6 protein-coding genes are annotated in these 14556 nt (G+C 39.1%); 3 read left to right on the plus strand and 3 right to left on the minus strand.

Annotation, left to right across the window (positions count from 1 at the left end):
- Positions 1–34 precede the first annotated feature (34 nt).
- Positions 35–1858, minus strand: coding sequence for an excinuclease ABC subunit UvrC (gene uvrC, locus MWH30_RS03325; RefSeq protein ID WP_248662628.1), 1824 nt, complete (start codon positions 1856–1858; stop codon positions 35–37).
- 212 nt (positions 1859–2070) lie between these two features.
- On the opposite strand from uvrC, the gene MWH30_RS03330 reads away from it, so the two are divergent.
- Genes MWH30_RS03330 through MWH30_RS03340 form a run of 3 tightly spaced genes read left to right on the plus strand, consistent with a single transcriptional unit; the run spans position 2071 to position 8846 of the window.
- Entirely contained in the window at positions 2071–3612 is a 1542-nt protein-coding gene (locus MWH30_RS03330; RefSeq protein ID WP_248662629.1) for an HD domain-containing phosphohydrolase, read from the plus strand.
- Positions 3613–3632: 20 nt separating this feature from the next.
- Positions 3633–5615, plus strand: a complete 1983-nt coding sequence (locus MWH30_RS03335; protein ID WP_248662630.1) for an adenylate/guanylate cyclase domain-containing protein — start codon at positions 3633–3635, stop codon at positions 5613–5615.
- Between the two features lie 36 nt (positions 5616–5651).
- Positions 5652–8846 carry a FecR family protein gene (locus MWH30_RS03340; protein WP_248662631.1) on the plus strand — a complete coding sequence of 1065 codons (3195 nt, stop codon included), beginning with the start codon at positions 5652–5654 and terminating at the stop codon, positions 8844–8846.
- Between the two features lie 49 nt (positions 8847–8895).
- On the opposite strand, the gene uvrA is transcribed toward MWH30_RS03340, so the two are convergent.
- Both uvrA and uvrB read right to left on the minus strand, forming a co-directional pair.
- Entirely contained in the window at positions 8896–11709 is a 2814-nt protein-coding gene (gene uvrA, locus MWH30_RS03345; protein ID WP_248662632.1) for an excinuclease ABC subunit UvrA, read from the minus strand.
- Between the two features lie 418 nt (positions 11710–12127).
- Positions 12128–14116, minus strand: coding sequence for an excinuclease ABC subunit UvrB (uvrB, locus tag MWH30_RS03350; protein ID WP_248662633.1), 1989 nt, complete (start codon positions 14114–14116; stop codon positions 12128–12130).
- Positions 14117–14556 lie beyond the last annotated feature (440 nt).

Genomic DNA, 14556 nt, shown 5'->3' on the forward strand with positions numbered 1-14556 from the left:
CTTAGAACTTGAATTTAACTATTAACTATCTAAATCACGGCCTAGTATGTTCCTGCAAATAATTATAAACAGCAGTAGCTAGCTTATCACTAATCCCTGTCACCTCACTCAATTCCTCTAAACCAGCCTTTCTGATCTTATCCAGAGAGCCGAAATGTTGTAACAAAGCTTCGCGTCTTTTTTGACCAATTCCCGGAATATCATCTAACATAGACTGCGTCACCCGCCGCGAACGAAGACGCCGATGGTAGTTAAGCGCAAAACGATGAGCCTCATCTCTAACCCGCTGTAACAGATAAAGCGCTTCGGAATTTTTGGGTAAAACTAAAGGCTCTTTCTCCCCAGGAATAAAGACCTCTTCCTCTCGCTTAGCTAAACTAATCACCGTCTGTTCTGCTTTACCTAGTTTCCTTAATATCTTCCTAACTGCATTTAACTGACCCTTACCTCCATCTATCAAAATCAAGTCCGGAAAGTCCTCATCTTCAGCTAATAAACGAGAGTATCTCCGTTGCACTACCTCCTGTAGCATGGCGTAATCATCCGGGCCCGACACCGTCTTAATCTTAAAACGTCGGTAATCACTCTTTTTAGCCGTACCGTTCTCAAAAACCACCAAAGAAGCTACTGCCTGACTACCTTGAGTATTGGAAACATCGAAGCCTTCGATTCTCAGCGGCACTTTATCCAAATCTAAGTAAGTTCGCAACTCCTGCACAGCCTTAATCGGCTTCCGCTGCTGATAGTCAGACTTAAGTAAATAGTCCTTCAAGTTATACTTAGCATTACGCTGAGCCATATTTACCAATTGACGCTTGACTCCGCGTTGAGGAATACGCAGATAGACTCTAGAACCTCGCTTTTCATTCAACCAGTCTTCAATTACCTCTTGTTCTTTTATCTCTTGTTCTACTACTACCTCCTGCGGAATATAATCGGCATTCATATAATACTGCTTCAAAAAAGCCGTTAGCGTTTCCGCCAACTCAGCAGTAGAAGTCCCTTCCATAATAAAGTCCTCTTCTCCCATCAGTCTACCGTTTCTAATTATCAAAACCTCTACGCAGGCTAAGTCCTCCTTAACGGCCGTAGCAATAATATCCTGATTAGCAAAGTCAGGGGAAACAACCTTTTGTTGCTCTGTTAACTTTTTAATAGCTTCTATCTGATCACGCAACTCAGCTGCTTCTTCAAAATCTCGCTCTTTAGCTTTAGCTTTCATCCGCTGCTTTAACTGCTTAATTAAATCATTATGTTGTCCTTCTAAGAAAAGAATAATTTCCTCGATCAACTGTCGATACTGCTCTAAATTCAAACTCTTGACACAAGGCCCTAAACAGTTCTCAATATGGTAGTTCAGGCAGGGCCTATCCTCCCGGCTTTCTTTAGTAATCTTCTTTTTGCAGTCCCGTAAAGGAAAGAGATCTTGGATTAGTTTTAAAGTCTTATTTACGGCCCGAACGTCGGTATAGGGCCCGAAGTACTTAGCTCCATCCTTTTTCACCGTTCTAGTCATAAAGACCCGCGGGTAGTCCTCCTGAGCAGTTATTTTAAGATAAGGATAGCTTTTATCATCCTTGAGCCTAATATTGAATTTAGGATTATGCTTTTTAATCAGATTAGCCTCTAAAATTAAGGCCTCTACTTCAGAATCAGTAACTAAATAATCAAAATCTGCTATTCTTTTCACTAAAGCCTTAGTTTTAAAGGAATGCTGACGAGATTTTTGAAAATAGGATCTTACTCGCTTGCGTAAGGATTTAGCCTTACCGACATAGATCACCTGTCCCGCTTTATTTTTCATTAAATAAACTCCAGGTTCAGTAGGTAAATTAGCTAGCTCTCTTTTCAAATTCATAACTCCCCACTCCATAAATAATTTCTTTTTAAATTTAGTAATATCAGCCTATCACTTTTATTATCTATAATAATTATAAAGTATTAAACAACTCTTTGTCCAATACAAAAGTCCTTCGAATAGCGTAATTTTAGGAAGCCCATTGATTTTTAATCTGCATTCTATTATAATTGTAATATCTTCATATTTTGAAAGGAGATGATTGCTTCCTTGTGAATAATAATAAAACCGAGAAAGTGCTAGAAATAGAAGACTTATTAAATATAGGGATTGCTCTCACTGCCGAAAGAGATCATAATAAGCTACTAGAGATGATTTTATCGGCAGCTCGCAGAATTACCAAAGCTGATGCGGGAACACTATTTTTACTTGAAAATAATGAACTGGTCTTTAAAATAATTCATAATGAAACTTTAAATATTTTTAAAGACAATAGTAAAGAAGAAATAGAGCTACCTAATGTTCCCTTAGTTAAAGAGAATGTAGCTGCTTATGTTGCTTTAACTAAAGAAAGTGTCAATATTCCTGATGTATATAATTCCACTAGATTTAACTTTTCTGGGCCTAAAAAATATGATCAGATTACTGGTTATAAAACTAGTTCCATGTTGGTAATCCCTTTAAAAGATCACCAAGAACAAGTTATTGGAGTTTTACAGTTAATTAATGCTCAGGATGAAACTAGAGAAGTAGTTCCTTTCGCTCCCTACTTTGAAAAGGTAATCTCTTCTTTAGCTTCTCAAGCAGCAATAACTATCTCCAACGCTAAGTTTTTAGCTGCTATTGAAAACCTATTAGATTCATTTGTTAAAGTAATGGCTACTGCTATTGATGCTCGTACTCCTTATAATGCTAATCACACTCGACGAGTAGCTAAAATGACAGAAAAATTAATAGAACTAATTAACCACTCTACTAAGGGTAGCCTAGCCTCTGAACACTTTGATCAACAGCGCACTGATCAATTAATAATGGCAGCTTGGTTGCACGATATAGGTAAAATTGCTATTCCTTTAAAAGTAATGAACAAATCTTCTCGGCTAGAAGATAGACTGGAGTTAGTACTTCAGCGCCTAGACTACATAGCTGCTAAAGCTGAAGCCGATTATTTGCGAAATAAGTCAGAAAGTTCAAACAATAAATCTTTACGAAAAAAATATCTACAAAAACTAGATACCATTAAAGAAGCCAAAAACTTAATAATTACCGCTAATGATCCTTCAGTATTTGTAAGTGAAGATATGATTGAAAGGTTGAAAAAGATAGCCAATCTAAACTATACTGATAGTTCAGGTGAAGTTCAACCTTGGCTTAAAGAAAATGAGCTGCACAACTTAAGCGTTGCTAAGGGAACTCTTACTGAACAGGAACGAGAATTAATGGAACACCACGTAGAGTTAGCTGGGCAAATTTTAGAACTAATTCCTTTTCCCGAAGAGTTAGCGCAGGTTCCTGACTGGGTGGTACAACACCATGAGTTTTTAGATGGAGAGGGCTATCCAAAACAGTTAGTAGGAACAGAAATTTCCTTAGAAGGTAGAGTCCTAACTTTAGTAGATATTTTTGATGCCTTAACTGCTGCTGATCGTCCTTATAAGCAGCCCCTCTCCGTTGATAAAGCCTTAAATATCCTAGCCAGTATGACTAACGAAGGTAAGTTGGATGCTGAACTCTTTTCGATCTTTAGGCAAGGCCAGGTTTGGACTTGCTTAAATGAAGAAGATGAAGATATATATAACTTGAAAATCTTTTAGCTAAAAGGTGGGAAAAAATAATGCGTAAGCGATATGCTGCTTTAGCCTTAATTATTACAGTTATCTATTTACTATTACGAATAATTGGCTTTGCCTGGATTGAAAACTTAGAATTAGTAACTCTTAACTTTAGAACTAGAATGCGCGGCGAACTTGAACAACCCGAAGAAGTAAAGATAGTAGCCATTGACGACCGTAGTTTATCAGCTCTTTATTATGATGAACAGAACCCTTGGCCCTGGACTAGAGATGTTTACGCAAAGCTTATTAAGCAACTAGATCAAGGCAATGCTAGCAGCATCGGCATAGATGTTTCTTTCGATACTCTAAATCCTAATGATAGAGAAGGTGACTTTCTTTTTGCTGAAAGCTTATTTATGAACCCCCAGGTAACTATTGGTAGTTACCTAATCAACGATGAAGAGGAGTTTGCAGCCTTAGCTCCTGCTTATCAACAACAGTTAGTTGATAATGCCGACCATTTAAAGTTCCGTTATCAGCTGACTAATCTTCCGGAGCACTCTATTCCTGAATTTTTTTCTCCTTATTTAGTAGTCCCGCCCGAAGACTTATTTCGGAATAGCGCCTGGGCCTACGGTACTTACGAGGTAGGGATGCCCGGTGAAGACGGAATGTATCGCAGTATCCCTTTAGTTATGCAAGAGAAATACTTTAGCGAAGCAGAGCAAAGGTCTTTAACTTTATTACCTAATCTAGGCTTGCTAACTCTAGCTGCTCACTTTGATCTAGAACCAGGAGATTATACTCTGGACCTAGGAAATCAAAAAATATACTTAGGGGATAAAAGAAATATCCCTGTTGATAAGCACGGCTACTTCACTCTTAATTACTATGGGAGCACAGCCTTTGAAGAGATATCAGTAATCGATGTCTTAAATATGGAAGAAGAGCAGCTCAAAGAAATATTTGCAGACAAAGTAGTTTTAATTGGGCATACGGCCCAGGCTAAGGGGCTTTTCGATTTAAGACCAACCCCTTTTAATCGTAATGAAGCTGGAGTGCAAATTCATGCTACTTTAATTCAAAACATACTTGAAGAAAACTACTTTCAACGTGTTCCTTTCTGGGTAAATTTATTAGTGATCTTTTCTTTGGTCTTTATAGCTGCTAATTTATTACTACTATCTAACTTAAAAGTAAGTATTTTTTCTGCTTTAATCTTTATTGGAGTCTTTAACATAGTTAACTATTGGCTCTTTTTAAATAATATCTGGCTTGATTTATTCTATCCTAACCTAGTCTTAATTCTCTTTTTACTATATAATGTAATTACTAAGGTCTATCAAGAAAATAAAGAAAGAATACAAACTAAAGACTTCTTTTCTAGGTATGTACCTGCTCCTGTGGTACAGACTATTTTAGAAGATCCTACTCAGATTAACCTGGGTGGCAAGGAAATGGAAATTACCGTTTTATTTAGCGATATTATTGGCTTTACCAAAATTTCTGAACAACTGACTCCTACGGAATTAGTGCGCTTGCTCAATGAGTACTTTACAGAGATGACTGAAATCATTATGAAGGAATACGGCGGCACTCTGGATAAATTTATTGGCGACGCTATTATTGCCATTTTTGGGGCCCCTTTCCCTCGCAATGATGACCCTCTAAGAGCTGTTCAAGCTGCTTTAGCTATGAAGAAAAAAAGTGATGAATTACAGCAAAAGTGGCAGGAAAGAGGGGAGAATATCACCTTTGATATAGGAATTGGAGTTAACACCGGGCCCGCTGTAGTAGGAAACATAGGCTCTCCAGAACGAATCAACTATACCTGTATTGGAGATTCAGTAAATGTAGGAGCTCGTCTAGAGTCTGCTACTCGTAAGACTAATTCTTCAATCTTAATTAGCTCTTCAACTTATGAACAGGTAAAGGGTCACTTTATCTGCGAAGAGATCCCCAATTTAACTGTCAAAGGCAAGAGTGAGTCGCTTACAGTCTACAAGGTCATTGACAAAAAAGAGTCTGCTAAACTAGATTAACTTAGTCAGTTTAAACTTGCGAAAGGAATGATCGATATGCTGCGTTTTAATTTCAAAGCTATGTTTTTAATTATATTATTAGTTCTAGCCTGCTCAACAATGAATACATATGCTGCCAATGAGATAGCAGTTAGTACTGATAAAACAGAGCTTCAACCCCAAGAAGAAGTTGAGGTCTTTATTGAGCTTTTAACTGAGGATGGAGAAACTTTTAAAGAGGATACTACTCTATCTGTTGATATCTCCGCTGGCAGCATAGCTGAACCGGAAATCTTAGACGAAGGCTTGAATATCGAAGCCGGACAAGGGAGCTTTACCTATATCGCTCCGGAGGATAGTGAAGATATTGATATTTATATTAGTGACCCCAAGACTGAGCTTTCTGCTCAGCATTCCTTAGAGGTCATTGCTAAAGAAATAGTAGAGGAACAGATAGCTGATCAGATAGTAGTCAGTACTAAAAAAACTGAAATCCAAGCAAGCGAAGAAGTTGAGGTCTTTATTGAGCTTTTAACTGAGAATGGAGAAACTTTTAAAGAGGATACTACTCTATCTGTTGACATCTCCGCTGGCAGCATAGCTGAACCGGAAATCTTAGACGAAGGCTTGAATATCGAAGCTGGACAAGGTAGCTTTACCTATATCGCTTCGGAGGATAGTGAAGATGTTGATATTTCTATTAGTGACCCAAAGACTGAGCTTTCTGCTCAGCATTCCTTAGAGGTCATTGCTAAAGAAATAGTAGAGGAACAGATAGCTGATCAGATAGTAGTCAGTACTAAAAAAACTGAAATCCAAGCAAGCGAAGAAGTTGAGGTCTTTATTGAGCTTTTAACTGAGGATGGAGAAACCTTTAAAGAGGATACTACTCTATCTGTTGACATCTCCGCTGGCAGCATAGCTGAACCGGAAATCTTAGACAAAGGATTGAATATCGAAGCTGGACAAGGGAGCTTTACCTATATCGCTTCGGAGGATGTTGAAAATGTTGATATCTCTATCACTGACCCCGAGACTGAAGTTTCTGCTCAACATTCCTTAGAAGTCATTGCTAAAGAAATAGTGGAGGAACAGATAGCTGATCAGATAATAGTCAGCACTGAAGAAACTGAAATCCAAGCAAGCGAAGAAGTTGAGGTCTTTATTGAAATCTTAGATGAAAATAAGAATATTTTCAAAGAAGATTCAAATATATTTATCAGACTATCTAAAGGCAAGGTGGCTAAACCAGAAATTTTAACCGAAGGACTAACTATAGAAGAAGGACAAGGTAGTTTTACTTATACTGCTCCAGATGAAGCAGGTGAAGTAAGCATTTTAATAATCGACTCAGAAACTAATCTTTCTACTCGACATTCATTAGAAATTATTGAAGAAGCTGCAATCGAAGACTGGCAAGAAGAGCTAGCTATAATAAGTAGTGTACAAGGAAATGCTGCCTTAAAATCACCTGAAAAAGAAACCTGGTCTGCCATTACAGCTGATACTGAAGTTTCCGAAGGAACTATCATTAAAACTTGGGATAATTCTTGGGTAACTTTAGAGTTATTTGATGGCTCAGAGCTAATTATAGAGCCTTTAAGTACAGTCAGTATTGAAGCACTAAAAAGTTCTACTGAAAAACCCGATACCAAGCGTAGTGCTTTTAAGGTTTTGGCAGGAAATGTACTAGCTGAAGCTAGAGGATATATTGAACAGGGAGCTAGATTTGAAATTGAAAGCCAGTCTACAGCTGCTGGAGTACGAGGAACCTTTTTTGAATATACTTCTAGTTTAGATGGAAAGGATGAAGTAACAGTTTATGAAGGTTCAGTAAACTTTGAATATCCTGAGCAAAACTTTTCAACTGCTGTTGCTGAAGGAGAAAGAGTTAGCGTTTCTACTATCGACTTTGTTACTCCCAGTATTATAGAGCACGATATTACTCCTGAAATGCGTAGAGAAACTTTAGCTAAGGAACAGGAGGCTGCTAGAGAAAAAGAAGTAGAAGAGATAGATGAGGAAGAAATAGAGGAAGAAGAGGTAGTAGATGAAGATCGCGAAAGATTAGGCAGATTTACTCCTAGCCAAGCTAATCTTTCTTTCGGCTCTCGTCTTTTTGATGATGATTTATACTTAGGCTTTGGTTTGCAGCCTGAATTTGAAGAGTTTTTAAGTCCTAATCTGAGCTTTGGTCTTGATCTAATACTTTACCAAGACCCGATCAGGGAAGGACTCACCTTAACTCCTGGTCAAGAAGATGTAAGATTAACTAATCCTTTTAACTGGATAGAGTACGATGGCGACTATGCTTATCTAAATTATGGTGATCTAGAAAATATAAGCTATGGTTACGGACTGCTTTTTGGTAATTATTCCAAAGATAATGCTAAGGGAATTCAAGTAGGAGCTAATGATATATCTAAGTATGACCTAGATTTCAGGTTTTTAATACCTATGGATATCAGGTCTATTTATCCTTGGTATACTGAAAGTACATCTACTTTATATTCAGCTAGAGTAAGTTCAGATTTCAAAGCAAAGAATATTCCCTTTGAGGCTGGAGTAACTACTGTAGCTGACTTCAATTCCGAGCTGGAAGAACTTGAAGTACCTCAATGGGGGTTAGCAGCTGATATAAGTATCCCTATGGTCTCTTTAGCAGAACCTTACTTAGAAGTATCTACTTTGGACGGTTTGGGTTCAGGTAGCGAAATAGGAGTTAGAGGAGATTTTTGGGATCGCTTTTGGCATCAGTCCGGGATAAGATTTGTAGGCCAAGGTTTTATTCCTAACTACTTTGGTAATGACTATGAAGACTCTAAGGAAAATAGCTTAGCCGAAGACTCAACTATCTCAGCTAGCAGAAAACTACCTACTAATGCAAGGGAAGATTATCCTTCGACAGTGGGTGCTTATTCTAAGCTGGGTATTAACTTTAATATGTTAAGCTTTGAGCTAGGCTATGAAGTATATAAGTCTAATAGAGAAGAAGCACCCATACTAACTTCAAACTTAAATGTAGATACTTCTCAGTTACTGATTCTACCTAAGATTAGTGCCGGTTTTAAATATCGACAACCAAACTTCAACCAAGAGGCTGATAATCTATTATTTAATGAAAACACAAGGTTTTCTTGGTATTTAGCTTATCCTCTTCAAGCAGGAAGCTATATTACTTTAAACAATACCTATACTCCTGAAAAAGAGACTAGCTTCACCAGAGAAATCGGCTTTCAGATGAGATTTTAACTCAAAAAAGCGGGGAATGCTCCCCCGCTTTTTTTATTTAACCTTAACCTTAATGCTCTAGTACGTTCTGCAAAAACTGACCGGTATAGGAGGACTCAACTTGCGCTACCTCTTCGGGAGTTCCGGTAGCAATTACTTCTCCTCCGTACTCGCCTCCTTCGGGCCCTAAGTCAATAATATAATCAGCCGATTTAATCACATCTAAATTATGCTCAATCACAATAATAGTATTTCCTTTATCTCTTAAGCGCTTCAATACCTCTAAAAGCCGCTTCACATCGGCAAAATGCAGCCCCGTAGTCGGTTCATCCAGAATATAAACGGTATTCCCGGTACTCCGCTTGCCTAGCTCCGAAGATAGTTTAACTCGCTGTGCTTCTCCCCCAGAAAGAGTAGTCGAAGGCTGTCCTAAGCGAATATAGCCCAAACCTACATCATAAAGAGTCTGCAAACGCCGCTTAATCTTAGGAATATGCTCAAAGAAATCCAAGGCTTCTTCTACTGTCATATCCAACACATCAGCAATATTCTTACCTTTATATCTAATCTCCAAGGTCTCCTGATTATAGCGCTGCCCTTCACAGACCTCACAAGGCACATAGATATCGGAAAGAAAGTGCATATCGATTTTAATAATCCCGTCCCCACTACAGGCTTCACAGCGACCACCTTTCACATTAAAACTAAAACGGCCCTTCTGATAGCCGCGCTGCTTAGCTTCAGGCGTCTGGGCAAAGGTTTCCCGAATATAATCGAAGACTTTAGTATAGGTAGCCGGATTAGAGCGAGGAGTTCGGCCAATAGGCGATTGATCGATAGTAATTACTTTATCCACCTCTTCTATACCTAATACCTCCTGGTGAATACCCGGTTTTTCCTTAGACTTATAAAACTCCTGCTTTAATCTTTTATTGAGAATCTCATTAACTAAAGTACTTTTACCGGAACCAGAAACTCCAGTTACACAGTTAAAGACACCTAAAGCGATCTCCACATCTATCTCTTTTAAGTTATGCTGGGCCGCCCCTTTGATCTCCAAAAACTTACCATTAGTTTGCTGCCGCTCTTTCGGAACAGAAATCTTCTTTTCACCAGCTAAATACTGCCCTGTCAAGGACTCTTCTACTGCGGTAATATCCTCTACCTGGCCCTGAGCTACTATCTCTCCTCCTTTTTTCCCAGCTCTGGGCCCGAGATCAATAACATGATCAGCAGCCCGAATAGTCTCTTCATCATGCTCAACTACCAAAACTGTATTTCCTAAGTCTCTTAACTCCTTGAGAGTATTAATTAACCGAGCATTATCACGCTGATGAAGTCCAATACTAGGCTCGTCCAAGATATAAAGCACTCCCACCAAGCTAGAACCGATCTGAGTAGCTAACCTAATCCGCTGTGCTTCTCCTCCGGAAAGGGTGCTAGCAGCTCGACTGAGATTGAGATAGTTTAAACCAACATTATCTAAAAAGCGCAACCGTTCTCGAATCTCTTTTAAGATCTGCCCACCAATTAATTGATCCCTTTCAGCTAACTCCACCTCCGTAAAGAAGTTAAGAGCCTCCTCAATAGACATCTCCGTAATCTCAATAATCGATTTGCCGCCAAAGGTCACCGCTAGGCTTTCCGGCTTCAAGCGCTGGCCTGTACAGTCAGGACAGTTGCGAATACTCATATATTTCTCCAGCCTTTTTCTACCTTTATCGGAAGCCTCTCTTAACTTCCGCTGCAAATAACCAATTATCCCTTTAAAGCTAGTTTCGTGCAGCCGCGTCCGATTATAACGATTAGTATACTTAAACTTCAACTTCCGGGGAGTACCATAGAGTAACAGTTCAATAGTCTCCTGCTCTAAATCTTTTAAAGGAGTATCTAAGCTGAAGTTATACTCTGCTGCTAAAGCTGCCAGTAACTGCGGATAATACTTACTTCTAGTTCTCCGCCAAGGAATAATAGCCCCTTCATTTAAAGACTGCTGCTGATCTAAGATAAACTCCGGGTCAAACTCCCGTTTACTCCCTAAGCCATCACAGGTAGCACAGGCCCCATAGGGACTATTAAAAGAAAACATCCGCGGAGTCAACTCCTCTAGATTAATTCCACAGTCAGGACAAGCAAAGTTTTCACTAAAGAGCAGCTCTTCTCCTTCGATCAAGTCCACAATTACTAAACCATCAGCTAAATCCAAAGCTGTCTCCAAGGAGTCTGCCAAGCGCTCCTTAACTCCTTCCTTAATAAGCAACCTATCAACCACTACTTCTATCCGATGCCACTGATACTTATCCAGATTAATCTCTTCGCTTAATTCTCTAATTTGACCGTTAACTCGCACCCGAACATAACCCTGCCGCTGTATATCGGCCAAAAGATCCTGATGCTCTCCTTTACGGTCTCTAACCACCGGGGCTAAAATCTGCACCTTAGTCCGTTCTTCTAACTCCAACACCTGCTCTACAATCTCATCTATAGTCTGCGAAGAAATCTCTTCTCCACACTGCGGACAGTGAGGCTGTCCAATTCTAGCGTATAAAAGACGCAAATAATCATAAATCTCCGTCACCGTCCCTACAGTAGAACGAGGATTCTGGCTAGTAGTCTTTTGATCAATGGAAATTGAAGGCGATAGACCTTCAATATACTCCACCTTCGGCTTCTCCATCTGCCCTAAAAACTGACGAGCATAAGCAGATAAAGACTCCACATAACGTCGCTGTCCTTCGGCATAAATAGTATCAAAGGCCAAAGATGACTTACCAGAACCACTCAGTCCAGTCATCACCACCAGTTCATCTCTAGGAATCTCTACATTTACTTCCTTTAAATTGTGTTCCGCTGCTCCTTTGACAATAATTTTATCTTTAGCCATCTCAATCTTCCTCCCTAATAATCTAAACTTCTATACTCATGCGCATCAACTTAATACATATTTTTCTAGTTGACTTGTTCCTTTATAGATACATTGTTGCACTTCGTGCAACAGTTAATAGTGTACAGTATATAAAAGGCCTAAGCAATTAAAGCATAAGATCAAAACCTTGGAACCACGAATCAACACTAATGAGCACGAATAAGTTCAAAACATTAAAAAATAAAATTGTTTAGTTGATATTTTACTAAAATTTAGCTTAAGTTAACGCATATGACTTCTATCTAAAAACCTACTCCGCCTCACTTACTCAGTCAAAAAATAACCTCCCATAGTAATAATACTGTCGCTTTAAGACATGTCAAACAGGTTTTGAACTTATCTCTTAATCTATCCTTTATCATCTATCCTTTATCATCTATAATTGAGCCTCTAACTCTTCAATCTCATCTCTAATCTGCGCCGCCAGTTCAAACTCCAAATTATCGGCGGCTTCTTCCATCTCTTCCTCCAGTTCTATTAACAACTGTTGCAGTTCAGCCTTAGTCAAATCTTCAGTATCCAGTTCTCCTTCATCGGTAGTATACTCTACACTTTTATCTTCGGCTACCATATCCACTGGCCTCAATACCTCACGTACCGGTTTATTGATGGTCTGCGGACTAATATAATGACTTCGATTAAAGTCCAGCTGTATCTGTCGTCGTCGTTCGGTCTCTTCGATAGCAGCCTGCATAGAATCAGTAGTTTGGTCGGCATACATCACTACTCGCCCGTTCTTATTTCTAGCCGCCCTACCGATAGTCTGAATTAAAGACCTAGTAGAACGTAAGAAGCCTTCTTTATCCGCATCAAGAATAGCTACCAAGGAAACTTCGGGAATATCCAAACCTTCCCGCAACAAGTTAATCCCTACCAATACATCAAACTCTCCTAAGCGCAAATCACGAATAATTTCCAAACGTTCAATAGTATCTATATCAGAATGAAGATAGCGCACTTTAATTCCAGCCCCAGCCAGATATTCAGTCAAATCTTCGGCCATCTTCTTAGTTAAAGTAGTAATCAAGGCTCGTTCTCCCCTCTCAACTACCTGACGAAGTTCAGCCAAAAGGTCATCTATCTGTTCTAGAGTGGGCCGTACTTCTATCTCCGGGTCTACCAAACCAGTAGGTCTAATAATCTGCTCCACTATCTGCTGACTGTGTTCTTTTTCATAGGGCCCGGGTGTAGCTGAAATATACACCGCCTGCCCCACTAACTGCTCAAACTCAGTAAAGTTCAAAGGACGATTATCCAACGCCGAAGGTAAACGAAAACCGTGCTCTACCAAGCGCTGCTTACGAGACCTATCGCCAGCATACATCCCCCCAATCTGAGGAATAGTCTTATGTGACTCATCGATCAACACCAAAAAATCATCGGGAAAATAATCAATTAAAGTTTCCGGTCGCGAACCAGGCTTTCGAGCAGCTAAATGACGAGAATAATTCTCTATCCCCTGACAAAAGCCCACTTCCTCCAACATCTCCAGATCATATCTAGTCCGCTGTTCTAAGCGTTGTGCTTCCAATAGCTTGTCCTGACTACGCAGTTCCTCTAAACGCTCTTCAAGCTCAACCTTAATAGACTCAATAGCGCGCTCCAACTTTTCTTCTTTAGTTACAAAGTGACTAGCTGGATAAATAGTTAACTCTTCTAATTCCTCTTTAATCTCACCACTCCAGTAATCAACCTCTCTAATTCTATCTATCTCATCCCCAAAAAGCTCTACTCGATAAAGACAGTCATTATAAGCCGGATAAATCTCCAACACATCACCTTTAACCCGAAAACTACCTCTCTCTAACTCATAATCATTGCGATTATACTGAATATGAACTAACTCTCTAATAATCTCACTTCGCTCTTTAATCTCACCTCTGCTTAAAGAACAGGTTAAATCCAAATAATCAGCCGGGGAACCAAGACCGTAAATACAGGAAACGCTAGCTACTATGATCACATCTTTTCTTTCAAATAAGGCGCTAGTAGCAGCCAAACGCAACCTATCCACTTCATCGTTAATCGAAGCATCCTTTTCAATATAGGTGTCAGTCTGAGGTACATAGGCCTCCGGTTGATAGTAGTCGTAATAACTGACAAAGTACTCCACTGCATTCTGCGGAAAGTACTCCCTAAACTCACTACAGAGTTGAGCTGCCAAGGTCTTATTATGAGCAATTACCAAAGTCGGCTGTTGAACCTCTTCAATTAAATTAGCCATAGTAAAGGTCTTGCCAGAACCAGTAACTCCCAATAAGGTTTGATGACGCATCCCTTTTTCCACTCCAGCAACTAACTCTTCTATAGCCTGAGGCTGATCACCAGCAGGCTGATAATCGGCTACTAAGTTAAACTCTGACACCTGAACCACCTCTTTGTTTATATATTATACCCTCTTTGAAGCTTAGAAATCAAAACTTATCGATAACAATTACTATTATAATAGAGTTTGCAGTTAAAATCAAGTATTTTATTTGAATTTAGAATACAATAATATCATTCTATTGTTTCAAATGATAGAGGATAAATGATAGAGGATAAATTAAGGTCAAGAAATAAAATTCAAAAACAATTAGACGCTGACTAGAATCTGACTAAGTTCTGACTAGACATTAAAACATAATTTCAAAAAATTATTTAAAGGGTTTTTATTCAGCCCAAGACTTCAGCCCAAGACTACTTCTTCAAGGATTATCATCCTTTCAGGGCGCACCGCAAGGGCACTAGCTCCGCGTTGCTTTTTCAAGGGTTATCATCCTCAGTGTAATAACTAGCTAAAGTACAAGTATTGCAAGTATCGTT

Source organism: Fuchsiella alkaliacetigena (assembly GCF_023227765.1).
In the GTDB taxonomy this organism is placed as follows: Bacteria; Bacillota; Halanaerobiia; order Halobacteroidales; family Acetohalobiaceae; genus Fuchsiella; species Fuchsiella alkaliacetigena.